This is a genomic window from Pseudomonas sp. M1, from assembly GCF_022760135.1.
GTDB lineage: Bacteria > Pseudomonadota > Gammaproteobacteria > Pseudomonadales > Pseudomonadaceae > Pseudomonas > Pseudomonas citronellolis.
On sequence record NZ_CP094343.1, the window covers coordinates 895,883 to 919,602 of the forward strand.

Below are 23,720 nucleotides of genomic sequence, written 5' to 3' on the forward strand. Positions count from 1 at the left end.
CCCCGCCGTCCGGGGGTAACGCGAGTGGCTAGCCACTCCGAAGAGGCCCTGCGAAGGGCGATCGATTGTTCGAGGAGAGTGAGATGGAAGCATTAGGCATGATCGAAACCAAGGGCCTGGTGGCGCTGATCGAGGCCTCCGACGCCATGGTCAAGGCCGCCCGGGTGAAGCTGGTGGGCGTCAAGCAGATCGGCGGTGGCCTGGTCACCGCCATGGTCCGTGGCGACGTAGCAGCCTGCAAGGCGGCCACCGATGCCGGCGCGGCCGCCGCGCAGCGCGTCGGCGAAGTGGTCTCGGTGCAGGTGATCCCGCGTCCGCATTCGGACCTGGAAGAGGTCTTTCCGATCAAGCTGGCGGCGGATCGCCCGGTGGATTGAGCGGCCCGCCGCGACCGTCCGAGCGGTGCCTGAACTCGCCCTGCGGGTTCCGGGCGCCGCCACCGAGGATCCATGCGTATGCCGCGAGGTAACAGGCGATGAAACTGGCGATTGTCGTGGGGCAGGTGGTGTGCACCGTGAAGCATCCGGGCGTGGGCCTGGACCGGCTGCTGCTGGTCGAGATGCTCGACCGCGCCGGCCGCCCCGACGGTGAACGGCACGTGGCCAGCGACAGCCTCGGCGCCGGCAACGGCGAGTGGGTGATGCTGGCCGGCGGCAGCGCCGCGCGCCAGGCCCTGGCCGAGGTGCGCGCGCCGATCGACCTGTGCGTGGTCGGCATCGTCGACGAAGCGGTGCTCGACGGCAGCCTGCTCTACCGCAAATAGGCCCGCCCCCGGCGGTCATTCACGACAAGCGTCCTCCACCGGCCCGCGCCAGGTGGAGTGGCCCGGCTCATCCCTGAATTCTGTGAGGCACGACGTGGACATCAACCCGAAGGAAATCGAACAGGTGGTCAAGGCGGTGCTCGCCTCGATAGGGGCGACCTCCACGGCCGCTGTCGCATCGCCGGGCGCGACCTGCGCCCCCGGCGTGTTCGTCGAACTGGACGCCGCCGTGGCCGCCGCCGCGCAGGCGCAGAAGGCATTGCGCTCGGTGGCCATGCGCGACCGGGCCATCGCCGCCATCCGCGCCGCCGGCGAGCGCCACGCCCAGGAGCTGGCGGAGCTGGCGGTGGAGGAAACCGGCATGGGCCGGGTGGCCGACAAGACCGCCAAGAACATCGCCCAGGCCCGCCACACCCCCGGCAGCGAATGCCTGCAGGCGCAGGTGCTCAGCGGCGACCGCGGGCTGACGCTGATCGAGAACGCGGCCTGGGGCGTGATCGCCTCGGTGACGCCCTCGACCAACCCGGCGGCCACTGTCATCAACAACGCCATCAGCATGATCGCCGCCGGCAACAGCGTGGTGTTCGCCCCGCACCCGGCGGCCAAGCGGGTGTCGCAGCGCACCGTGAGCCTGCTCAACGAGGCCATGGTCGAGGCCGGCGCGCCGGCCAACCTGATCACCACCGTGCAGCGCCCGGACATCGAGACCGCCCAGCGGCTGTTCCGCTACCCGGGCATCGGCCTGCTGGTGGTGACCGGCGGCGAGGCGGTGGTGGAAGCCGCGCGCAAGCACACCGACAAGCGCCTGATCGCCGCCGGCGCCGGCAACCCGCCGGTGGTGGTGGACGAGACCGCCGACCTGGCCCGCGCCGCGCGCGACATCGTGTTCGGCGCCTCGTTCGACAACAACATCATCTGCGCCGACGAAAAGGTGCTGATCGTGGTCGACAGCGTCGCCGACGCCCTCAAGGCCGAGATGCTCAAGCACCAGGCCGTGGAGCTGAGCGCCGCCCAGGGCCAGCAACTGCTGCCCTTGCTTTTGCCGAAGGTCGACGAGCAGGGGCGCGGCAGCGTCTCGCGCGACTGGGTCGGCCGCGACGCGGCGAAGATCGCCGCCGCCATCGGCCTGCAGGTGCCGGAGCAGACGCGCCTGCTGCTGCTGGAAACCGCCGCCGACCATCCCTTCGCCATCACCGAGATGATGATGCCGGTGCTGCCGATGGTGCGCGTGGCCAACGTCGACCAGGCCATCGCCCTGGCCGTGAAGCTGGAGGGCGGCTGCCACCACACGGCGGCCATGCACTCGCGCAACCTCGACCACCTGGACCGCATGGCCAACGCCATGGACACCAGCATCTTCGTCAAGAACGGGCCGTGCCTGGCCGGCCTGGGCTTCGGCGGCGAGGGCTGGACCACCATGACCATCACCACGCCGACCGGCGAGGGCGTGACCTCGGCGCGCACCTTCGTGCGCCTGCGCCGCTGCGTCATGGTCGACCACCTGCGGATCGTCTGAGGCGGCCATGCAACGCGATCTCGAAAACTGGCTGCTGCCGCGCCTGGAACGCGCCGCCTACTGCCTGGCGCACCCCGTCGCGCAACCGGGCGACCGCGGGCCGCTGAGCCTGGGCATCGACCTGGGCACCAGCGCCGTGGTCTCGGTGGTGCTCGACGCCCAGGCGCTGCCGGTGGCGGTGCGCCTGGACTGGGCCGACGTGGTGCGCGACGGCGTGGTCTGGGACTTCTTCGGCGCGGTGAAGCTGGTGCGCAGCCAGGTGGAAAGCCTGGAGCGGCAACTAGGCGTGTGCTTCCAGCGCGCCGCGACCTCGTACCCGCCGGGCACCGAACCGGGCATTTCCACTCACGTGCTGGAGGCCGTCGACCTGGAGGTTTCCCACGTGATCGACGAGCCCTCGGCGGTGGCGCGGATGCTGCGCCTGGACCGCGCCGCGGTGGTGGACATCGGTGGCGGCACCACCGGCGTCGCCGTGGTGCACGACGGCGAAGTGACCTATTCCGCCGACGAACCCACCGGCGGGCATCACGTCAGCCTGGTGCTGGCCGGCCACCTCGGCGTGTCGCTGGAGATGGCCGAACGGCGCAAGCGCGAGGAGGGCCAGATCCTGTGGCCGCTGGTGCGCCCGGTGTTCGAAAAGATGGCCGACATCGTCCACACGCACCTGCAAGGCCAGGACGTGGACGCCATCTACCTGTCCGGCGGCTCCTGCACCCTGCCCGGCGTACAGCCGCTGTTCGCCGCGGCCTTCCCCGCGCAGCGGGTGATCCTGCCCGCGCCGCCGCTGTTCACCACGCCGCTGGCCATCGCCGCCTGCGGCCTGCAAGCCGAGGAGGAACGCTGACATGCACGAGCAGGACGTCGGCCGGGTGATCTATCGCGCCCTGGACATGCTCAACGCCCGCGCGGTGCGCGAATTCCGCGTGCCGCCCAGCACCTACATCGGCCCCGGCGCCACCGTGCGCGCCGGCGAGGCCTGCGCGGCGCTGGGCATCCGCCGGCTGTTCGTAATGGTCGACGGCCGCCTGCACGAACAGGCGCTGGACCAGGGCCTGCTGCGCTCGCTGGACGACGCCGGGCTGGGCTGCGAATGCCTGGTCTACGCCGGCGGCGAGCCGCACAGCGAAGTGGTGGAGGCCGCCGGCCGGCAACTGCTGGCCGCCGACTGCGACGGCGTGCTGGCCTTCGGCGGCGGCTCGGTGCTCGACGCGGCCAAGGCCACCGCGCTGCTGGCGGCCAACCCGGAGCGCCGGGTGAGCGAGCTCGGCGACGGCCCGGCGCTGCGCCGGCGCATGCCGCTGATCGCCGTGCCGACCACCGCCGGCACCGGCTCCGAGGCCACCAACGTGGCGGTGATCACCGACAGCCAGCGGCACCTGAAGCAGGTGCTGGTGCACACCGACCTGATTCCCGACCTGGCGATCATCGACGCCTGCCTGACCCTCGGCGTGCCTCCGGCGGTGACCGCCGCCACCGGCATAGACGCGCTGACCCATGCCATCGAGGCCTACGTCGCGCCGAGCGCCACGCCGCTGACCCAGGGCCTGGCCCTGCGCGCCGTGGCGCTGATCGGCGAGGCCCTGCCGCTGGCGGTGGGGCAGGGCGGCAACGTCGGCGCCCGCGAGTCGATGATGCTCGCCTCGTACATGGCCGGCATGGCCTTTTCCAATTCCGGCCTGGGCCTGTGCCACGCCACCGCGCACCCCCTCGGCGCGCGCTACGGCATCCCCCACGGACAGGCCAACGCCCTGATGCTGCCGGCGGTGATGCGCTTCAACCAACTGGTGTGCAAGCGCGCCTACGCCGACATCGGTCATGCCCTCAGCCGCGAAAGCCTGGATGCCGAACGCAGCATCGCCGCGGTGCAGCGCCTGATCGACGAAGTCGGCGCCGCCGGCCGCGACCTGCAGGCCCACGGCGTGCGCCGCGAGGACTTCGCCGCGCTGGCCGAGGCGGCCCTGCAGGACATCTGCCTGGCCGGCAACCCGCGCAGCGCCTGCGCGCAACAGATCGTCGCGATCTACCAGGACGCCTGGCAGCGCCGAGGCGCCTGCCAGCAAGGAAACAATTCTGTTCAGGAGCAGTTGTCATGAGCATCAACGAAATCATCCTGTACGTGATGATGGTCTTCCTGCTGATCGGAGCGGTGGACCGGGTATTCAGCCAGTTCGGCGGCTCCGAGAAGGTCCTCGGGCATCTCGGCCTGGGCTGGCTCGGGCGCGGCATCGGCGGCTCCGGCGGGCAGTTCGAGGAAGGCTTCATGGCCATGGGCGCGCTGGGCCTGGCGATGGTCGGCATCACCGCCCTGGCGCCGGTGCTGGCCAACCTGCTGGGGCCGCTGGTGATCCCCCTGTACGAGAGCGTCGGGGCGAGCCCGGCGATGTTCGCCGGCACCCTGCTGGCCAACGACATGGGCGCCTTTTCCCTGGCCAAGGAGCTGGCCGGCGGCGACACCGCCGCCTGGCTGTACTCGGGGCTGATCCTCGGCGCCATGATGGGCCCGACCCTGGTGTTCATCATCCCGGTGGCGCTGGGCATCATCGACCCCGCCGACCGCCGCTACCTGGCCCTGGGCACCCTGGCCGGGATCGTCACCGTGCCCCTGGGCTGCATCGCCGGCGGGCTGGTGGCGATGTACTCGGGCATCGAGGTCAACGGCGAGCCGGTGAGCTTCTCGCTGGCGATGATCCTCATCAACATGATCCCGGTGCTGGTGGTCGCGGCGCTGATCGCCCTGGGCCTGAAGTTCTGCCCGGAGAAGATCATCGCCGGCTTCGAGGTGTTCGCCAAACTGCTGGTGGGGCTGATCACCCTCGGCCTGGCCGCCGCGGTGGTGGAGTTCACCGTGGGCTGGACGCTGATCCCGGGGCTGGACCCGATATTCATGAGCGAAGGCGACGAGCCCGGCGCGGTGATGCGCGCCATGGAAGTGATCGGCTCGATCGCCTGCGTGCTGCTCGGCGCCTACCCCATGGTGCTGCTGCTGACGCGCTGGTTCGGCACCCCGCTGATGAAAGTCGGCGGCCTGCTGGGCATGAACAAGGACGCCGCCGCCGGCATGGTGGCGACTCTGGCCAACGTGATCCCGATGTTCGGCATGTTCGGCAAGATGGATGCGCGCGGCAAGATCATCAACTGCGCCTTCGCCGTGTCCGCCGGCTTCGCCCTGGGCGACCACCTCGGCTTCACCGCGGCGAACATGTCCGCGATGATCTTCCCGATGCTGGTCGGCAAGCTGTTCGGCGGCATCACCGCGGTGGCCGTGGCCATGCTCATCGCGCCCAAGTCCGAAGCCCAGCCCGAGCCGGTGGCGTTGCCCGACGCCGACCTGCAGCGGGCCGAGTAGGGCGCGGCCATGAGCAGGCGCGAGCTGCGCAGCGTCGGCATCGACGTCGGCACCACCACCACCCAGGTGATCTTCTCGCGCCTGGTGCTGGTCAACCGTGCCTCGCTGTCCCAGGTGCCGCACTACGAGTTCGCCGCGCGGGAGGTCACCTACGTCAGCCCGGTGGCCTTCACCCCGATCGACTTCGAGGGCCACCTGCGCGAGGACGAGCTGCTCGCCTTCATCCTCGAACAGTACCGCGCCGCGGGCCTGGAGCCCGCGCAGGTGGAGTCCGGCGCCATCATCATCACCGGCGAGACCTCCAAGGCGCGCAACGCCCGCCCGGCGGTGCTGCGCCTGGCCGAGCGGCTGGGCGACTTCGTGGTCGCCAGCGCCGGGCCGCACCTGGAATCGGTCATCGCCGGGCGCGGCGCCGGCGCGGCGGAGCTGTCCGCCGCCTGCGCCGGGCGGGTGCTGAACATCGACATCGGCGGCGGCACCGCCAACTACGTGCTGTTCGAGGCCGGCCGGGTGATCGGTTCGGCCTGCCTGAACGTCGGCGGGCGCCTGGTGGAAACCGACAGCCGCGGCGCGCTGCTGCGCCTGCACGGGCCGGCGCGGGCGATCTGCCGCGAGCTGTTCGGTGGCGAGCCGCAGGCGCTGTCCAGCGAGCAACTGCGCACGGTGGCGCGGCGCATGGCGGCGCTGCTCTACGAAGTGATCGACGGCGCGCTTTCGCCGCTGGCCCGGGAACTGTTGATGACCGAGCCGCTGCCGGCGGTGGGCCGGCTGCAGGCGCTGACCCTCTCCGGCGGCGTCGGCGAATGCTTCTACCACGGCGCGGAGCAGGCGCCGTTCCGCTTCGGCGACATCGGCCCGCTGCTGGCCGCGGCGCTGCACGAGGACCCCGGCTTCCAGCGCCTGCCGCTGGCCGAGCCGAAGCAGACCGTGCGCGCCACGGTGATCGGCGCCGGCGCCCACAGCCTGTCGCTGTCCGGCAGCACCATCTGGCTGCGCGAAATGCAGTTGCCGATGCGCAACGTGCCGGTGGTGCCCTGCGCGACCGACTGGGCCGCCGGCCAGGGCGCGGGCCTCGCCGACGGCTGGCGGCAGAACCTGCTGCGCATGGACCTGCGCGCCGACGAAGACCTCTACGCCCTGGCCCTGCCGGCGGACCTGCCGGTGGCCTACCGGGCCATCCAGCGCTGCGTGGAAGAACTCGCCGGCTTCCAGCGCCATGAATCCCAAGCCCATCCGTTGCTGGTGGTGGCCGCCCAGGACCTCGGCAAGGTCCTAGGCATGCTCCTGCAGCCGCGCCTGGCCGGCCGCGCCCTGGCGGTCATCGACGAGGTGGCGACCAGCGATGGCGACTACATCGATATCGGCAGCCCGTTGTTCGACGGCGAGATCCTTCCGGTCACCGTCAAGTCACTGGCTTTCCCTTCCTGAGGTGGTGTGATGAAACTCAAGACCCAGTTGTTCGGCAAGACCTATCAGTTCAAGGACGTCAAGGAGGTCCTGGCCAAGGCCAACGAACCGCGCTCGGGCGACGTGCTCGCCGGCGTGGCGGCGGGCACCGCCCAGGAGCGGGTGGCGGCCAAGCAGGTGCTGTCGGAGCTGACGGTGGCCGACGTGCGCATGAACCCGGTGATCCCCTACGAGGAGGACAGCGTCACCCGGCTGATCCAGGACGGCATCAACGAGAGCGCCTACGGGCGCATCGCCCAGTGGCGCATCGGCGAGCTGCGCGAATACATCCTCGCCGACGACACCGGCGCCGACGACATCGCCTTCCTGCGCAAGGGCCTGAGTTCCGAGGTGGTGGCGGCGGTGGCGAAGATCTGCTCCAACGCCGACCTGATCTACGCCGCCAAGCGCATGCCGGTGGTGAAGAAGGCCAACAACACCATGGGCCTGCCCGGCCGCTTCAGCGCGCGCCTGCAACCCAACGACACCCGCGACGACGTGCAGAGCATCGCCGCGCAGATGTACGAGGGCCTGTCCTACGGCATCGGCGACGCGGTGATCGGCGTCAACCCGGTGACCGACAACGTCGAGAACCTCACCCGCGTGCTGCACACCGTGTACGAGGCCATCGACAAGTTCGCCATCCCCACCCAGGGCTGCGTGCTGGCCCACGTCACCACGCAGATGGAGGCGATCCGCCGCGGCGCGCCGGGCGGGCTGATCTTCCAGAGCATCTGCGGCAGCGAGAAGGGCCTGCGCGAGTTCGGCGTGGAGCTGGAGATGCTCGAGGAGGCGCGCGCGGTGGGCGCCGAGTACAACCGCATCGCCGGGCCCAACTGCCTGTACTTCGAGACCGGCCAGGGCTCGGCGCTGTCCGCCGGCGCCCACTACGGCGCCGACCAGTTGACCATGGAAGCGCGCAACTACGGCCTGGCCCGGCACTTCGACCCCTTCATGGTCAACACCGTGGTCGGCTTCATCGGCCCGGAGTACCTGTACAACGACCGCCAGATCATCCGCGCCGGCCTGGAAGACCACTTCATGGGCAAGCTCAGCGGCATCTCCATGGGCTGCGACTGCTGCTACACCAACCACGCCGACGCCGACCAGAACTCCAACGAGAACCTGATGATCCTGCTCGCCACCGCCGGCTGCAACTTCATCATCGGCATGCCGATGGGCGACGACATCATGCTCAATTACCAGACCAACGCCTTCCACGACACCGCCACCATCCGCCAACTGCTGGGCCTGCGCCCGGCGCCGGAGTTCGAGCGCTGGCTCGAACGCATGGGCCTGATGAGCGACGGCCGGCTGACCGCCCGCGCCGGCGATCCATCCATTTTCTTCTGAGGGAAGCGACATGCATCAGCAGCAGATCGAGGACATCGTCCGTTCGGTATTGAATGAACTCCAGGCCCGCCCCGCGCCGGCGGCGCCTGACGTTCCGGCAGCGGCGCCGAGCGCTGTGGAAGAGGGCTTGTGCGCCTGGGACCTGGGCTCGGAACAGGCCCGTCAGTGGATCGGCGTCCAGGCCCCGCAGCGCCCCGAGGTGCTGGAGGAATTCCGCAAGGCCACCGCCGCGCGGGTGTGCCTGGGCCGCGCCGGCGTGCGCCCGCGCACCCAGGCGCTGCTGCGCTTCCTCGCCGACCACTCGCGCTCCAAGGACACCGTGCTCAAGGAGGTGCCCGCCGAGTGGGTGGCCCAGCAGGGCCTGCTGGAAGTGCAGTCGGAAATCGACACCAAGGACCAGTACCTGACCCGCCCGGACATGGGCCGCCGCCTCAGCGAAAAGGCGGTGGCGACCCTGCTCGCCGAGTGCAAGAAGAACCCGCAGGTGCAGGTGGTGATCTCCGACGGCCTGTCCACCGACGCGGTGACGGTGAACTTCCAGGAAATCCTCCCGCCCCTGCTGGAGGGCCTGAAGAACGCCGGGCTGGACATCGGCACGCCGTTCTTCGTGCGCTACGGGCGGGTCAAGGTCGAGGACCAGATCGGCGAACTGCTCGGCGCCCAGGTGGTGATCCTGCTGGTGGGCGAGCGCCCCGGCCTGGGCCAGTCCGAGAGCCTGTCCTGCTACGCGGTGTACAAGCCGACCCTGGCCGGCACAGTGGAAGCCGACCGCACCTGTATCTCGAACATCCACCGCGGCGGCACGCCGCCGGTGGAGGCGGCGGCGGTGATCGTCGACCTGGCCCGGCGGATGCTGGAGAAGCAGGCCTCCGGCATCGCCCTGAACCGCTGAGCCCATTGCTGAGGAGCAACCCGACATGAGCATTCTCGATCCGATCAAACCGAGCGTCACGGCCATGCGCCTGATCGCCTCGTTGCAGGAAGACTTCCGCCGCGAGCTGAAAGTGGGCGAGCACATCCGCAGCCTCGGGCTGATCAGCGTCGACTCCGACGACGTCGCCTACATCGCCGCCGACGAGGCCACCAAGCAGGCCCAGGTGGAAGTGGTGTACGGCCGCTCGCTGTACGCCGGGGCGGCCAACGGGCCTTCGTCCACCGCCGGCGAGGTGCTGATCATGCTCGGCGGCCCCAACCCCGCCGAGGTGCGCGCCGGGCTCGACGCCATGAACGAGGTGATCGAGGCCGGCCCGAGCTTCCGCTGGGCCGACGACGCCCACAGCGTGGCCTTCCTCGCCCACGTGGTGTCGCGCACCGGCAGCTACCTGTCGGCCGGCGCCGGCATCGCCCTGGGCGACCCCATCGCCTACCTGGTGGCGCCGCCGCTGGAGGCCACCTACGGCATCGACGCCGCGCTCAAGGCCGCCGACGTGCAACTGGTGACCTACGTGCCGCCGCCCTCGGAAACCAACTACTCGGCGGCCTTCCTCGCCGGCAGCCAGGCGGCCTGCCGCGCCGCCTGCAACGCCTTCTCCGAGGCGGTGCTGGAGATCGCCCGCAATCCCATCCAGCGGGCCTGAGGAGGTGAGCGCCATGATCGATGCCCTGGGCCTGCTGGAAGTCAGGGGCCTGGCCTGCGGCATAGAGGCCGCCGATGCCATGCTCAAGGCGGCGTCGGTGCGCCTGCTGCGCCAGGCCGTGACCAATCCGGCGCTGGTCACCCTGGTGGTGGAGGGCGACCTGGCCGCCTGCCGCGCCGCGCTGGACGCCGGCGCGGCGCTGGCCAGCCGGCGCGGCTGCCTGGTCGGCCGCAAGGAGATCGGCCGCCCGGAAGACGACACCGCCTACCTGCTGGGCAGCCTGCTGGACGCCGGGCAGGGCCCGGCCTCGGCGGCGGCCCCGCAGGAGGCGCTGCTCGGCCTGCTCGCCCGGCGCAAGCACGGCTACAGCGCCAGCGAGGTGGCGGCGGCCTTCGACATCCCGGTGGCCCAGGCCCGGGCCTGGCTGGAAGGCCTCTTCGCCCAGGGCCGGCTGCGCCGCCGCAGTAGCCGTTACCGCCTGCCGGGAGGGGCGCCGCGATGATCGCCGTCGAGGCCCTGGACGCCGGGGAAATCCGCCGCCGGGTGTTCGCCGCCGGCGTGGTGGGGGCGGGCGGCGCGGGCTTCCCGACCCACGTCAAGCTTAAGGCCCAGGCGGAGATCTACCTGGTCAACGGCGCCGAGTGCGAGCCCCTGCTCAAGGTCGACCAGCAGCTCGCCGTGGAACAGGCCGAATGGCTGCTCAAGGGCCTGCTCCACGGCATGGCCGCCACCGGCGCGAAGGAGGGCATCATCGCCCTCAAGGCCAAGTACCGCGCGGCCATCGAGCGCCTGCAGCCGCTGCTGCCCGAGCACGTGCGCCTGCACATACTGCCGGACGTCTACCCGGCCGGCGACGAGGTCATCACCATCTGGCTGGCCACCGGCCGGCGCGTGCCGCCGGCGGCGTTGCCGCTGGCCATCGGCGTGGTGGTGAGCAACGTGCAGACGCTGATCAACGTCGGCCGCGCGGTGGAACGGCAGCAACCGGTGACCCACCGCACCCTGACCGTGAACGGCGCGGTGCGCCAGCCGCTGACCCTCAGCCTGCCGCTGGGCACGCCGTTGCGCGAGGCCCTGGCCCTAGCCGGCGGCAGCACCCTGGAGCGCCCGGCCTTCATCAACGGCGGGCCGATGATGGGGCGCCTGCTGGACGACCTCGACGAACCGGTCAGCAAGACCACCGGCGGCCTGCTGGTGCTGCCGGACGACCACCTGCTGGTGCGCCGCCGCCGGCAGAGCATGGACTCGGTGCTGGCCATGGCCCGCTCGGTGTGCGAGCAGTGCACGCTGTGCACCGAGCTGTGCCCGCGGCACATGATCGGCCACGAGCTGCCGCCGCACCTGATCGTGCGCGCCACCAACTACCAGCACGTCGCCCAGCCCAGCGTGCTGTTGTCGGCGCTGACCTGCTCCGAATGCGGCATCTGCGAGGCCTACGCCTGCCCGGTGGAGATTTCGCCGATGCGCCTGAACCAGGCGCTCAAGGCCCGCCTGCGCGAAGAGGGCGCCCGCTACCAGGGCGAACTGCGCGGCGCCGACCCCATGGCCGAATACCGCCTGCTGCCGGTCAGCCGGCTGGTCTCGCGCCTGGAGTTGCAGGCCTATAACCACAAGGCGCCATTGCTGGCGCAGGAACATCATCCCGCCGAGGTGCGCCTGGCGCTGCGCCAGCACATCGGCGTGGCCGCCCGGCCCTGCGTCGTGGTGGGCCAGCAGGTGGCGCTGGGCGAGTGCATCGCCGAAGCGCCCGAAGGACAACTCGGTGTGCCCCTGCACGCCAGCATTGCCGGCCGCGTGGCGGAGGTCGGCGACAGCCACGTCCGCCTCGTCGCCAACCCGCCAGGAGAAGCCTGATGCACCACGCCATAGGTTTGATCGAACTGACCAGCATCGCCCGCGGCGTGCAGCTCGCCGACCTGATGCTGAAGAGCGCCGACGTGCAGTTGCTGGCGGCCAAGACCATCTGCCCCGGCAAGTACATCGCCATGGTCGGCGGCGAGGTCGCCGCGGTGCGCCAGGCGGTGCAGGCCGGCGCGGCCGAGGGCGGGCAGATGCTGGTGGACCAGTTCGTCCTGGCGAACATCCACGAGTCGGTACTGCCGGCCATCAGCGGCGTCAACCCGGTGGAGCGGCCGCGCGCGCTGGGGGTGGTGGAAACCTTCAGCGTGGCGGCCTGCATCGAGGCCGCCGACGCCGCGGTGAAGGCGGCCAACGTCACCCTGGTGCGCGTGCACATGGCCTTCGGCATCGGCGGCAAGTGCTACCTGGTGCTGACCGGCGAGGTCGCCGACGTGGAGGCGGCGGTGCGGGTGGCCTGCGCCAGCGCCGGGGAAAAGGGGCTGCTGGTCCACGGCATGACCGTGCCCAGGCCGCACCTTGACCTGTGGCAACACCTGCTCTGAGCAATTCTCCACAGTGTGAGGTAGCCATAGAGCACCCACTTGACCGTGCCTTGCATGACGAAACCCGACCCGCTCGCGCGGGTCCCTGAAGTTATCGGGCAAGACGTCATGTCGGACAAGAAAAGCGCAATCGATCTGCATCACCTCTGGGCGTGCGACGACACGTCGGGCAGGCTGGACGAACCCCTGGGCCACTGCGACGGCGTGCGTCGGCGGCAGACCCGCGACGTCTACGCCCACGCCTGCAACATCACCGCCTGGCAGCAGCTCTACGACCAGCTCGACCCCGGGCCCTTCCGCGGCGAGCTGACCGAGGTCTGGCTCGACGGCCTGCAGTTCTTCCGCGAATACACCAGCCACGCGCTGCACCAGTCCTGCATGGTCTGGCCCGGCGCCTTCTGGTTCGGCATCCCCTACGGCGACAAGGACGTCGGCTACATCGGCCGCGACTGCATCGACGCCCAGGCCATCGCCGTGCGCCCGGGCGGCCGCGAGTTCGAGCTGAGCACCCCGGACGACTACAACATCCTCGGCCTGGTGGTGGAGCGCGAGGCGTTGCTGGAGCACCTGGAGCTGGAGGAACTGCGCCACCTCGGCCTGCTGCTGGATGAGTCGCGCCTGCTGCAGGTCGAGCCCGGCGCCCGGCGGCGCCTGTGCGACTTCATGCGCGCCGCGCTGGCGCTGGCCCAGGTCGAGCCGCTGAGCCTGCGCGAGCCCGCGGTGGCGCGGCAGCTGAACCACGACCTGCTGCTCTGCCTGCTGGACCTGTTGCAGGGCGCAGAACCTGCGCGCCACGCCTGCTCCCGCACCCTGCTGCGCAAGCACTGGGTGGTCGCCCGGGCGCGCGAATACGTGCTGGACAACCCCAGCCGGCCAGTGAGCGCGCTGGAGCTCTGCCGGCTCCTGCACGTCAGCCAGCGCACGCTGCGCAACTGCTTCCTGGACGTGCTCGGGCGCAGCCCCATCCACTACCTCAAGGCCGTGCGCCTGAACGCCGTGCACCGCGAGCTGGGCAGCCCCCACTCGCCCTACGCGACCGTGCAGGACGCCGCCATGGCCTGGGGCTTCTGGCACATGGGGCAGTTCGGGCGCGACTACCAGCGACTCTTCGGCGAGCGGCCCTCGGCCACCCTGGCCAACCGCGAACGCCTGAGCGCGGCCTGGTAGGCCGCACCTCTTCTCCCCGGCGCGCCCGCGCCCGGCCCTTCGCGGTCCGGGGCGGCGTGGCGCGCCGGGCTCTCCCTTGTTTTGCAGGAAACCCTTCCATGTCCGACCGAAGCATCCTCGTCATCAACTGCGGCAGTTCGTCGATCAAGTTCGCCCTGGTCGACGAAAGCGCCCCCGAGTTCCGCGCCAGCGGCATCGTCGAATGCCTGGGCACGCCCCAGGCCAGCTTGCGCATCGTCGACGCCGGCGGCCGCGTCGACCTCGCCCTGCCGAACGCCGACCACCGCCAGGCCCTGGCGCGCCTGCTGCCGCTGGTGCAGGTAGCCGCCGAAGGGCGCCTGCAAGGCATCGGCCACCGCGTGGTGCATGGCGGCGAGCACTTCAGCCAGGCCTGCCGCATCGACCCGCAGGTCATGCAGAACATCCGCGACACCGTCGCCCTGGCGCCGCTGCACAACCCCGGCGCCCTGGCCGGCATCGAGGCGGCCCTGGCGCTGTACCCGCAGCTGCCGCAGGTGGCGGTGTTCGACACCGCCTTCCACCAGAGCCTGCCCGAGCACGCCTACCGCTACGCCCTGCCGGAAAGGCTGTACCGGCATTTCGGCGTGCGCCGCTACGGCTTCCACGGCACCAGCCACCGCTACGTCAGCCAGTGCGCCGCCACCCTGTGCGGCCTGCCGCCGGAGGACAGCTGCTGGCTGTCGGCGCACCTGGGCAACGGCTGCTCCACCTGCGCCATCGTCAACGGCCGCAGCCGCGACACCAGCATGGGCATGACGCCGCTGGAGGGTCTGGTGATGGGCACGCGCAGCGGCGACGTCGACCCCAACCTGCACGGCCACCTGATCCGCAGCCTGGGCTGGACCATCGAGGAAGTCGACAGGATGCTCAACGAAGACAGCGGCCTGCTCGGCCTGTCGGGCCTGTCCAACGACATGCGCACCCTGGAACAGGCGCGCGCCCGGGGCCACGCGGGCGCGGCCCTGGCCATCGAGGTGTTCTGCTACCGCCTGGCCAAGTCCCTGGCGGCGATGGGCTGCGCCATGCCGCGCATCGACGGCCTGGTGTTCACCGGCGGGATCGGCGAGAACTCGGTGCTGGTGCGCGCCAGGACCCTGGCCCACCTGGGGTTCCTCGGCTTCGCCGTCGACGAGGCGGCCAACGCGGCCTGCGTGGGCGGCCGCTGCCGGGAAATCCACCGGCCCGGCTCGCCGCGGGTGCTGGTGGTGCCCACCGCCGAGGAACGCATGATCGCCCTGGACACGCTGGCGCTGCTGGGCTGACGCCGCGCGCCGGGGCTCAGGCCTCGGGCGCGGGGGTGGCCAGCAGGGCCAGGCGCTCGGCGATGGCGCGCTCGATGCCGGCGGCGTCCAGGCCGCATTCGGCGAGCATCTGCGCCGGCTTGGCGTGCTCCACGTAGTAGTCCGGCAGGCCCAGGTGCAGCAGCGGCTGCTGGCGGTTCTCGCGGGCGAGGAACTCGCCGACCGCGGCGCCGGCGCCGCCCATCACGGCGTTTTCTTCGATTGTCACCAGCAGCTCGTGGCTGTCGGCCAGCTCACGCACCAGGGCTTCGTCCAGCGGTTTGACGAAGCGCATGTCGGCGACGGTCGCGTCGAAGCGCTCGGCCACCTGCAGGGCCTCGGCCAGTTGCACGCCGAAGGCCAGGATGGCGACCTTGCCGGCCTTGCCCTGGCGGCGCAGCACGCCCTTGCCGATCTCCACCGGCGCAAGCGTCGGGTCGATCGGGGTGTTCGGCCCGCTGCCGCGCGGATAGCGCACCGCCGCCGGGCCCTGGAACAGGTAGCCGGTGGTCAGCAGCTTGCGCAGTTCGTCCTCGTCGCTGGGGGTCATCACCAGCATGCCGGGGATGCAACGCAGGTAGGAAAGGTCGAAGCTGCCGGCGTGGGTCGGGCCGTCCTCGCCGACCAGGCCGGCGCGGTCGATGGCGAAGAGCACGTCGAGGTTCTGCACCGCGACGTCGTGGATCAGCTGGTCGTAGCCGCGCTGCAGGAAGGTGGAGTAGATCGCCACCACCGGCTTGATGCCGTCGCAGGCCATGCCGGCGGCGAGGGTCACGGCGTGCTGCTCGGCGATGGCGACGTCGAAGTAGCGCTCCGGGAAGCGCTCGGCGAAGGCCACCAGATCGGAGCCTTCCTTCATCGCCGGGGTGATGCCGACCAGGCGCGGGTCCTGCGACGCCATGTCGCACAGCCACTGGCCGAAGACGTTGGAGTATTTCGGCCCGCCGGCCTTCTTCGGCGCGGCGCCGGCCGGCTCCAGCTTGGTGATGGCGTGGTAGCCGATGGGGTCGGCCTCGGCCGGGGCGAAGCCCTTGCCCTTCTTGGTCACCACGTGGAGGAACTGCGGGCCCTTGAGGTCGCGCATGTTGCGCAGGGTGGCGATCAGCGTGGGCAGGTCGTGGCCGTCGATCGGGCCGATGTAGTTCCAGCCCAGCTCCTCGAAGAGGGTGCCGGGGACCAGCATGCCCTTGGCGTATTCCTCGGTGCGGCGGGCGATCTCCCAGGCGCCGGGCAGGCGCGAGAGCACCTTCTTGCTGCCTTCGCGCATGCTGCTGTAGGTGCGGCTGGAGAGGATCTTGGCCAGGTAGTTGGACAGGCCGCCGACGTTGTGCGAGATCGACATGTCGTTGTCGTTGAGGATCACCAGCATGTCGGCCTGCACGTCGGAGGCGTGGTTCAGCGCCTCGAAGGCCATGCCGGCGGTCAGTGCGCCGTCGCCGATCACCGCCACCGACTTGCGCCCCGAGCCCTGCATGCGCGCGGCGATGGCCATGCCCAGCGCGGCGCTGATGGAGGTGCTGGAATGGCCGACGCCGAAGGTGTCGTACTCGCTCTCCGAGCGCCGCGGGAAGGCGGCCAGGCCGTCCTTCTGGCGCAGGGTGCCCATGCGCTCGCGGCGGCCGGTGAGGATCTTGTGCGGGTAGGCCTGGTGGCCGACGTCCCACACCAGGCGGTCGTCCGGGGTGTCGAAGACGTAGTGCAGGGCGATGGTCAGCTCGATCACCCCCAGGCCGGCGCCGAAGTGGCCGCCGGTCTGGCCGACGCTGTAGAGCAGGTACTGGCGCAGTTCGTCGGCGAGGCTGACGAGCTCCGCCTCGCCCAGCCGGCGCAGCTCGACCGGCGTGTTGGCGCGGTCGAGCAGGGGGGTGGCGGGGCGCTCGCGGGGGATCTCGTGGAACGTCGTGGGCATCAGGCTGATCGTTATGAGAGGCAAAGATGCGGCAGTTTACCTGATGCTTCTGACAGGCCCAAGCAAGGTGGGGGTGCTGTTTGGTTGGGGGAGGGGGTGGTTTTCTTGCGGTCGTTCCTGTGGGGCGGGGCTGGTTTTGCCTGTGGGCCTTGGGCCAGAGCGCTTGGCCTTCTATGCACGCGGATGTTTCTCTGGAAATCCGTGCGGCGTTATGCGCCGAATCGCGGACGGAGTCCGCTCCTACGTTCGTGCTTCCCTGAACCGTAGGAGCAACTGTCTTGCGCCGAGGTGCTCTTCGTAGGATGGGTTGAGCTTGCGAAACCCATGCGGTTGCGCTGATGGGTATCGCTTCGCTCAACGCCATCCTACGAAAAGCCGTGCTTCCTGGAACCATAGGAGCGGACTCACCGGCCACACCGGGCGTCCCGGTACAATTGGCCTACGGCGCATAACCGCGGAACCTGCCGGCTGACGCTGTGTTATCCACCCACGCCGAACGGCCCCTTCTCCCTCTGGGAGAGGGCTGGGGTGAGGGTTGCGGACTTCGCCGACACCTCGCCGCCTGGCCCGTACCGCCGACTCCTCAGCTACGCCGCTCGACGATATAGCGAGCCAGCTCCCGCAGCGGCTCGGCGCCCTCGCCAAAGCCTTCCAGGGCCGCCAGGGCCTGGTCGCGCAGGGCCAGGGCGTAGGTCTTGGCGGCTTCCAGGCCAAGCAGGGCGGGGTAGGTGGGTTTGTCGTGGGCCTGGTCCTTGCCCTGGGTCTTGCCCAGGGTGGCCGTGTCGCTTTCCACGTCGAGGATGTCGTCCTGCACCTGGAACGCCAGGCCGATGGCCCCGGCGTAGCGGGCCAGGGCTTCCAGGCGCTCGGCGTCGGCTTGGCCGCTGGCCAGGGCGCCGAGGCGCACGCTGGCTTCGATCAGCGCGCCGGTCTTGTGCCGGTGCATGGTTTCCAGGGCCGCCTGGTCGATCCTGCGGCCCACCGCCTCGAGGTCGATGGCCTGGCCGCCGACCATGCCGGCGGAACCGGCGGCGCGGGCCAGGGCGGTGACCATGGCCAGGCGCGTCTCGGCGTCCTGCGGGTTCAGCCGAGCCTCGGCCAGCACTTCGAAGGCCAGCGCCTGCAGGCCGTCGCCGGCGAGGATGGCGCAGGCCTCGTCGAAGGCGATGTGGGTGGTCGGCTGGCCGCGGCGCAGGTCGTCGTCGTCCATCGCCGGCAGGTCGTCGTGGACCAGTGAGTAGGCGTGGATCAGCTCCACCGCGCAGGCCGCACCGTCGGCCCGGGCGGGGTCGCCGCCGAGGGCTTCGCAGGCGGCGTAGGCCAGCAGCGGGCGCACGCGCTTGCCGCCGTTGACCACGCTGTAGCGCATGGCCCGGTAGAGGCGCTGGAGGTCTTCGCGGGGCGGGGTGAACAGGGTTTCCAGGGCGGCGTCTACGCGCGCCTGGCAGCGCGCCTGGTAGGCGGCGATCATGCGTCTTCGCCTTCGCTGTCGAACGGCGCCTCGCTCAGCTCGCCGTCGCGCTCCAGCAGCACCTGCACCTTCTGCTCGGCTTGGCTCAGCGCCGCCTGGCATTCGCGGGTCAGGCGGATGCCCTGCTCGAAGGCGCCGAGCGAGTCCTCCAGGGACAGTTCACCGCTCTCCAGGCGTTCCACCAGGGTTTGCAGTTCGGCGAGGGACTGTTCGAAATCGACGGCTTTCTTGCGGGCCATGGGGACATCTCGGCGGGGTATTCGGAACCCGGCGACACTAGCAGAGACGGGCCTTGCGGGCAAATCCGCGGGCCTTGCCCGGCATCCCGGCGGCCGAGGTTTCGCGCTAAGCTTGGGCCATGAACTACCTCGCCCATCTCCACCTCGGCGGTTCGCAGCCGGCGCAGTTGCTCGGCAGCCTCTACGGCGATTTCGTCAAGGGGCCGCTGGCCGGACGCTGGCCGGCGGACATCGAGGCGGCCATCCGCCTGCACCGGCGCATCGATGCCTTCACCGACAGCCATCCGCTGGTGCATGCGGCGAAGTTGCGCTTTCCCGCCGAGCGGCGGCGCCTGGCGGGAGTACTGCTGGACGTGTTCTTCGACCATTGCCTGGCGCGGGACTGGGACACATTCAGCAACGAGCCGCTCAGCGAATTCACCCGCCGCGTCTATGGTGTACTGAACACCACCCCGCAGTTGCCCGAGCGCCTGGCGCGCATCGCCCCGCGCATGGCGGCGCAGGACTGGCTGGGCAGCTACCGCGAGTTCACGGTGCTGCAGGACGTGCTCGCCGGCATGGCCCGCCGGCTGTCGCGCCCGGGCCTGCTGGACGGCGCCTGGGAGGAACTGGCCGAGCGCTACCAGCCGCTGAGCGACGACTTCCGCGCGTTCTACCCGCAACTGCTGGCGCTGGCCGGGCGGCGCGACAATCTGCCTGGGGATCGCCCCCGGCTTGATATGCATCAAACGTAGGAAAGCCATGAAAGGATGCAATAGAACCCACGACGGAGAGGGAGGTGCAGCATGCTCAAATCATTGATGATCGCCACGGATTTGTCTTCGCGCTCGGAGAAGGCCCTGCAACGCGCCGGTGCCCTGGCCAAGCGCTTCGGCTGCCCGTGGACGGTGCTCTGCGTGGTGGACGAGGACCAGCCGGTGGCGCTGGTCGAACAGGAGGCGACGCAGGTCCGGCTGCTGCTGGAGGCGCGCCTGGTCGAACTCACCGCCCTGGGCGGCGGTTGCCCGCGCATCCGCGTCGAGGTCGGCGACCCGAACCAGAAGATCGTCAGTTGCGCGCTGGAGGAGGACGTCGACCTGCTGGTGATGGGCTCGCACCGCAAGAGCGTGCTGCGCGACATCTTCGTCGGCACCACGGTGGAACGCGTGGTGCGCGCCGGCAAGCTGCCGGTGCTGATGGTCAACCAGCCGGCGGTCGGCGAATACCGCGACCTGCTGCTGGCGCTGGACACCTCGCCGGCCTCGGCCAACGCGGTGCGCGTCGCCGAGCGCCTGGGCCTGCTGCAGGGCGCGGTGCGCCGCGCCATCTATGCCTTCAGCCCGCTGGCCAAGGGCATGATGCAGTACTCCGGGGTCAGCGAGGAGCGCATCGACGAGTTCGTCGGCACCGAGACGCGCCAGGCGGTGGACGAGTTCAAGGCGTTCCTGCGCGACCAGCAACTGGAACCCTGGATCGACGAACAGCTGGTCGCCGTCGGCCTGCCGGGCAACGTGCTGGAGCGCATGTCCGAAAAGCACCGGCCGGACCTGCTGGTGATGGGTACCCGGGGCATGGGAGGGATCAAGCGTGCCCTGATCGGCAGTGTCGCCGACTACGCCCTGCGCGAACTGGATTGCGACATCCTGGTCGTGCCGCCGGAAACCGGCGTGTAGGACGGCGCGGCGCAGGCCCGCGCGCCAAGGGAACGACGGCGCCCGCCAATGGCGGGCGCCGGTCTTTCCGGTTGGAGTTCAAGCCTGCGCCGCCGTCCGGGACGGAACCTGCCAGCCGTGGCGCCCGGCAGGTTCGACTTTCTCTTTCAGGCTCTTTCAGGCGGCCAGCGCCTGCTCCCGAGCGACTTCCCCGTAGATCACCGTGCCGATGGCGGCATGGGCCTGCTGCGCCAGCTGGGCGCGGTCGCGGCCCTGGCTGGGCAGCGGCGCGAGCAGGTGGATTTCCACGCAGCCGCGCTCGTTGCGCAGCAGCCGCAGCAGGTGGCTGAGCAGATCGTCGTCGCCGATGAAGGGCGCCAGGTGGTCCGGCTCGCCGTCGCGCAGGTAGCGCAGGGCCACCGGCTGCAGCGGCACCCCGGCCTGGATGGCGCCGGCCAGCAGGCGCCCGTGGAAGTTGCGCAGGCCGCGGCCGTCGGTGGTGGTGCCTTCCGGGAAGATCAGCGTCGAGCGGCCCAGCTGCAGGGCCCCGGCGATCTGCTCGCCGAGGCGGCTGCCGTCGCCCGAGCCGCGGCGGATGAACAGGGTGCCGGCCTTTTCCGCCAGCCAGCCGGCCAGCGGCCACTGGCGCACCTCGGCCTTGGACAGGAAGGTCAGCGGGGCCAGGGCGCCGAGCAGCGGGATGTCGAGCCAGGACACGTGGTTGCTGACCCACAGCGCCGGCTGCCGGGGCAGCTCGCCATAGACCTTCACCCGCAGCGGCAGGGCGCGGCTCAGGCGCGCCAGCCACCAGCGCGTCAGGCTCTGGCGCAGCGCGGTCCAGTCGTAGCCGGGCAGGCGTTCGAGCAGCGCCACCCCGGCGGCCAGCGCCAGGCCCAGGCCGATCACCGCCAGCAGGCGGGCGATGCGCCAGGCGCCGCGCATCACACGGCCGCCTTGAAGTGGCGGGCGTAGCGCGGGCACAGCTCGTCGCGCTTGAGCAGGATGAACACGTCGGCGACCTGGAAGTCCGGGTCCCAGCAGGGCTCGCCGCAGATCTTCGCGCCCAGGCGCATGTAGGCCTTGAGCAGCGGCGGCAGCTCGGCGGTGAGGTTGTCCGGCAGTTCCTGCGCCGGCAGCGGCGTCTTCGGCTCGGCACGCAGGTTCTCGCGGCACAGGTAGCGCTCGCGCAGGCGCTGCATCACCGCCAGGGCCTGGATGCCGCCGTCGCGCATGGGGATGCTGGCGCAGCCCATCAGGTAGCGGTAGCCGCCCTCGTTGAGCACCTCGGCCAGCTCGCCCCAGAGCACGGCGATGGTGGCGCCGTTGCGGTAGTCCGGGTCGACGCAGGTGCGGCCGATCTCCAGCACCGGGCCCTGCAGCTCGGCCAGGCCGTCGAGGTGGAATTCCTCTTCGCTGTAGAAGCGTCCCAGGCGCTCGGCGGCGCGGTGGTCGAGCAGGCGGGTGGTGGCCACCAGGGCGCCGCTGGCCAGGTCGCGCACGCCGATGTGCAGGCAGTGGCTGTCGTAGTCGTCCAGGTCCAGGCCGAGCTCGGCGCCTTTGAGGCGTGCCTCGAATTCGCTGCTGAACACGCTGAAGCGCAGGGCCTGGGCTTCGCGCAGGGCGCGGGCGCCGCGCAGGCGCACGGCCTTCAGGCGGCGTTCTTCGCGCGGGGTGTCGCAGGCGTGGGCGGTCTGACTCATGCGGAGGCCTCCATGGGCCGGCCAGGCGGGTTGCGGCCGGTCGCCTTTGTTGTGCAAGCTCAGGCTAGGAAGCGGCGGTGTCACGCTTGTGACCCTGGCGTGATGCTTGTATGACAACACCACCCCCCGATGAGGATCGCCCCATGCCCTGGAACCGCCTGCTCGGCCCGCTGGAGCCACTGCCCGCCGGCCTGGCCCTGGAGGACTGGTACGCCGAACTGCTGGCCTGCGCCGCAGGCGCCGGGCCGCTGGAGCTGGCGGTGCTCGCCGGGCGCCTGGCGGCCACCCCCGGCCTGGCCTTCCTCGGCGGCTACCAGGCGGCCCTGCGCGCCCTGTGGCCGGCGGCTCCGGCCGGGCTGGGCGCGCTCTGCGTCAGCGAGGGCAAGAGCCTGCGCCCGGCGGACCTGGCCACCCGCCTGGACGGCCTGACCCTGCATGGCCGCAAGGACTTCGCCACCGCCGCCGACAGCGCCGCCTGGTACCTGGTGGCCGCGCGCGACGAGCCGGACGGCGAGGCCCCGCGCCTGGCCATGACCGTGGTGCTGGCCGGCGCCCCCGGCGCGCGCCTGGAGCCGATGCCGGCCATGCCGCTGATCCCCGACATCCCCCACGCCCGGCTGATCCTCGAGGGCGCCCACTGCGAGCGCCTGCCGGGCGACGGCTGGGACGCCTACAGCAAGCCGTTCCGCGGCCTGGAAGACCTGCACGTGATGGCCGCGCTGCTGGCCTGGCTGTACGGCGTGGGCCTGGCCAGCCGCTGGCCGCGCGAGTTGCCCCTGCGCCTAGCCGGGCTGCTGGCCGGCTGCGCCGAAGTGGCGCGGCACCCGGTGGGCGACACGGCGACGCACCTGCTGCTGGGCGGCCTGTTCGCCCAGTTCGACGCCCTGACCCCGGCGCTGGACGCCGCCATCGGCCAGGGCCCGGAGCATTGGGCGCAGCTGTGGAAGCGCGACCGCGCGGTGCTCGCCCTTGGCGGCAGCGCCCGCGCCAGGCGCCTGGACAAGGCCTGGGCGGCGCTGGGGCTTGACCCAGGTCAGTGAGGCCGGCGCGCGCGCCTGGGTACCCTGCGCGACATTCCGCCGCCCCACCGGCATGACCCGCAGGAAGCTCCATGCGTCGCGAACCCATAGTGCTGTTCGACAACGGCACCCACCAATGCCTGTGCTTCGACGACCTCGTCAGTGGCGACGGGGTGCAGTCCAACCAGTTCCTCATCGTCGACCACGGCCAGTACCTGCTGCTCGACCCGGGCGGCGACCTGACCTACACGCCGCTGTCGCTGGAACTGTCGAAGCTGATGCCGTTGCAGGAGCTGGACTACATCTTCGCCTCGCACCAGGACCCGGACATCATCGCCGCGCTGGACAAGTGGCTGCTGCACACCCGCGCCAAGGTCGTCTGCTCCAAGCTCTGGGCGCGCTTCCTGCCGCACCTGACGGCCAGCTACCTGGCGGTCAGCCACGGCATCTCCACCTACGACCGCGTCATCGCCGTGCCCGACCGCGGCCAGTCGCTGAACCTCGGGCGCTGCCAGCTGAAGGTGCTGCCGGCGCACTTCCTGCACTCGGTGGGCAACTTCCAGATCTACGACCCGGTCAGCCGCATCCTCTTCTCCGGCGACATGGGCGCCTCCCTGGTGGACGACGCCAGCCCGGTGCAGGACTTCGCCGAGCACCTGCCGCACATGCTCGGCTTCCACCGCCGCTACATGGCCAGCAACAAGGTGTGCCGGCTGTGGGCGGACATGGTGCGCGGCCTGGACGTGCAGATGATGGTGCCGCAGCACGGCCGGCCCTTCGTCGGGCGGCCGATGATCGACGCCTTCCTGGACTGGATCAGCGGCCTGGAATGCGGCATGGACCTGCTCGGCCCGGCCGACTACCAGGTGCCGCGCTGAAT

The 23,720-nt window shown here is 70.8% G+C and carries 24 protein-coding genes; 19 read left to right on the forward strand and 5 right to left on the reverse strand.

The genetic code is table 11. From position 1 onward, the window contains the following. Positions 1 to 83 precede the first annotated feature (83 nt). The 15 genes from eutM to PM1_RS04015 all read left to right on the forward strand — a co-directional run bounded on the left by eutM (position 84) and on the right by PM1_RS04015 (position 14,853). Positions 84 to 377: an ethanolamine utilization microcompartment protein EutM gene (gene eutM, locus PM1_RS03940; protein WP_009615702.1), complete on the forward strand. Its 294-nt coding sequence runs from the start codon at positions 84 to 86 to the stop codon at positions 375 to 377. A gap of 98 nt (positions 378 to 475) precedes the next feature. Beyond that, complete coding sequence (eutN, locus tag PM1_RS03945) at positions 476 to 763, forward strand: ethanolamine utilization microcompartment protein EutN (protein ID WP_009615703.1); 288 nt, start codon at positions 476 to 478, stop codon at positions 761 to 763. 94 nt (positions 764 to 857) lie between these two features. Then, a complete protein-coding gene (locus tag PM1_RS03950) occupies positions 858 to 2,279 on the forward strand; it encodes an aldehyde dehydrogenase family protein (protein ID WP_009615704.1) in 1,422 nt (473 codons plus the stop codon). A 7-nt stretch (positions 2,280 to 2,286) separates the two neighbouring features. Next, positions 2,287 to 3,123 (forward strand): ethanolamine utilization protein EutJ, encoded by an 837-nt coding sequence (gene eutJ / locus PM1_RS03955; protein WP_009615705.1) that lies wholly within the window; start codon positions 2,287 to 2,289, stop codon positions 3,121 to 3,123. Between the two features lies 1 nt (position 3,124). Beyond that, positions 3,125 to 4,372 (forward strand): iron-containing alcohol dehydrogenase family protein, encoded by a 1,248-nt coding sequence (locus tag PM1_RS03960; protein WP_009615706.1) that lies wholly within the window; start codon positions 3,125 to 3,127, stop codon positions 4,370 to 4,372. After that, positions 4,369 to 5,625, forward strand: coding sequence for an ethanolamine utilization protein EutH (gene eutH / locus PM1_RS03965; protein ID WP_009615707.1), 1,257 nt, complete (start codon positions 4,369 to 4,371; stop codon positions 5,623 to 5,625). The genes PM1_RS03960 and eutH overlap by 4 nt, the downstream gene beginning before the upstream one ends. Before the next feature lie 9 nt (positions 5,626 to 5,634). Continuing rightward, entirely contained in the window at positions 5,635 to 7,053 is a 1,419-nt protein-coding gene (locus tag PM1_RS03970) for an ethanolamine ammonia-lyase reactivating factor EutA (protein ID WP_009615708.1), read from the forward strand. A gap of 9 nt (positions 7,054 to 7,062) precedes the next feature. Further along, complete coding sequence (locus PM1_RS03975) at positions 7,063 to 8,424, forward strand: ethanolamine ammonia-lyase subunit EutB (RefSeq protein ID WP_009615710.1); 1,362 nt, start codon at positions 7,063 to 7,065, stop codon at positions 8,422 to 8,424. A gap of 10 nt (positions 8,425 to 8,434) precedes the next feature. Next, positions 8,435 to 9,316 (forward strand): ethanolamine ammonia-lyase subunit EutC, encoded by an 882-nt coding sequence (gene eutC / locus PM1_RS03980; RefSeq protein WP_009615712.1) that lies wholly within the window; start codon positions 8,435 to 8,437, stop codon positions 9,314 to 9,316. A gap of 25 nt (positions 9,317 to 9,341) precedes the next feature. After that, positions 9,342 to 10,001 (forward strand): ethanolamine utilization microcompartment protein EutL, encoded by a 660-nt coding sequence (eutL, locus tag PM1_RS03985; RefSeq protein ID WP_009615714.1) that lies wholly within the window; start codon positions 9,342 to 9,344, stop codon positions 9,999 to 10,001. Between the two features lie 13 nt (positions 10,002 to 10,014). Further along, entirely contained in the window at positions 10,015 to 10,503 is a 489-nt protein-coding gene (locus tag PM1_RS03990) for a BMC domain-containing protein (protein WP_009615716.1), read from the forward strand. Beyond that, the gene (locus PM1_RS03995) at positions 10,500 to 11,855 is read left to right on the forward strand and encodes a 4Fe-4S dicluster domain-containing protein (protein WP_009615718.1); all 1,356 of its coding nucleotides are present in this window, start codon (positions 10,500 to 10,502) and stop codon (positions 11,853 to 11,855) included. Before PM1_RS03990 ends, PM1_RS03995 begins: the two co-directional genes overlap by 4 nt. Beyond that, positions 11,855 to 12,403, forward strand: coding sequence for a BMC domain-containing protein (locus PM1_RS31285; protein WP_009615720.1), 549 nt, complete (start codon positions 11,855 to 11,857; stop codon positions 12,401 to 12,403). Before PM1_RS03995 ends, PM1_RS31285 begins: the two co-directional genes overlap by 1 nt. Before the next feature lie 108 nt (positions 12,404 to 12,511). Beyond that, on the forward strand, positions 12,512 to 13,570 hold the full coding sequence (gene eutR, locus PM1_RS04010) for an HTH-type transcriptional regulator EutR (RefSeq protein WP_009615722.1): 1,059 nt from the start codon (positions 12,512 to 12,514) through the stop codon (positions 13,568 to 13,570). Between the two features lie 98 nt (positions 13,571 to 13,668). Further along, positions 13,669 to 14,853, forward strand: a complete 1,185-nt coding sequence (locus tag PM1_RS04015) for an acetate/propionate family kinase (protein WP_009615723.1) — start codon at positions 13,669 to 13,671, stop codon at positions 14,851 to 14,853. A gap of 16 nt (positions 14,854 to 14,869) precedes the next feature. Here the strand turns inward: PM1_RS04015 and dxs are convergent, their stop codons facing one another. The 3 genes from dxs to PM1_RS04030 form a co-directional block, all read right to left on the reverse strand. Further along, on the reverse strand, positions 14,870 to 16,780 hold the full coding sequence (dxs, locus tag PM1_RS04020; protein WP_009615724.1) for a 1-deoxy-D-xylulose-5-phosphate synthase: 1,911 nt from the start codon (positions 16,778 to 16,780) through the stop codon (positions 14,870 to 14,872). 583 nt (positions 16,781 to 17,363) lie between these two features. Beyond that, positions 17,364 to 18,251 carry a (2E,6E)-farnesyl diphosphate synthase gene (gene ispA, locus PM1_RS04025; protein ID WP_009615725.1) on the reverse strand — a complete coding sequence of 296 codons (888 nt, stop codon included), beginning with the start codon at positions 18,249 to 18,251 and terminating at the stop codon, positions 17,364 to 17,366. Further along, entirely contained in the window at positions 18,248 to 18,490 is a 243-nt protein-coding gene (locus tag PM1_RS04030) for an exodeoxyribonuclease VII small subunit (protein ID WP_009615726.1), read from the reverse strand. The genes ispA and PM1_RS04030 overlap by 4 nt, the downstream gene beginning before the upstream one ends. Before the next feature lie 119 nt (positions 18,491 to 18,609). On the opposite strand from PM1_RS04030, the gene PM1_RS04035 reads away from it, so the two are divergent. Both PM1_RS04035 and PM1_RS04040 read left to right on the forward strand, forming a co-directional pair. Continuing rightward, entirely contained in the window at positions 18,610 to 19,224 is a 615-nt protein-coding gene (locus PM1_RS04035; protein WP_009615727.1) for an acyl carrier protein phosphodiesterase, read from the forward strand. Between the two features lie 51 nt (positions 19,225 to 19,275). Next, positions 19,276 to 20,142: a universal stress protein gene (locus tag PM1_RS04040; protein ID WP_009615728.1), complete on the forward strand. Its 867-nt coding sequence runs from the start codon at positions 19,276 to 19,278 to the stop codon at positions 20,140 to 20,142. 156 nt (positions 20,143 to 20,298) lie between these two features. Here the strand turns inward: PM1_RS04040 and PM1_RS04045 are convergent, their stop codons facing one another. After that, positions 20,299 to 21,063 carry a lysophospholipid acyltransferase family protein gene (locus PM1_RS04045; protein WP_009615729.1) on the reverse strand — a complete coding sequence of 255 codons (765 nt, stop codon included), beginning with the start codon at positions 21,061 to 21,063 and terminating at the stop codon, positions 20,299 to 20,301. Beyond that, positions 21,063 to 21,821, reverse strand: coding sequence for an L-ornithine N(alpha)-acyltransferase (gene olsB, locus PM1_RS04050; protein WP_009615730.1), 759 nt, complete (start codon positions 21,819 to 21,821; stop codon positions 21,063 to 21,065). Before olsB ends, PM1_RS04045 begins: the two co-directional genes overlap by 1 nt. A gap of 143 nt (positions 21,822 to 21,964) precedes the next feature. Between olsB and PM1_RS04055 the strand changes: the two genes are divergently transcribed. Both PM1_RS04055 and PM1_RS04060 read left to right on the forward strand, forming a co-directional pair. After that, positions 21,965 to 22,861, forward strand: coding sequence for an acyl-CoA/acyl-ACP dehydrogenase (locus PM1_RS04055; RefSeq protein ID WP_009615738.1), 897 nt, complete (start codon positions 21,965 to 21,967; stop codon positions 22,859 to 22,861). A 71-nt stretch (positions 22,862 to 22,932) separates the two neighbouring features. Continuing rightward, entirely contained in the window at positions 22,933 to 23,718 is a 786-nt protein-coding gene (locus PM1_RS04060) for an MBL fold metallo-hydrolase (RefSeq protein WP_009615740.1), read from the forward strand. The last annotated feature ends 2 nt before the right edge of the window (positions 23,719 to 23,720 follow it).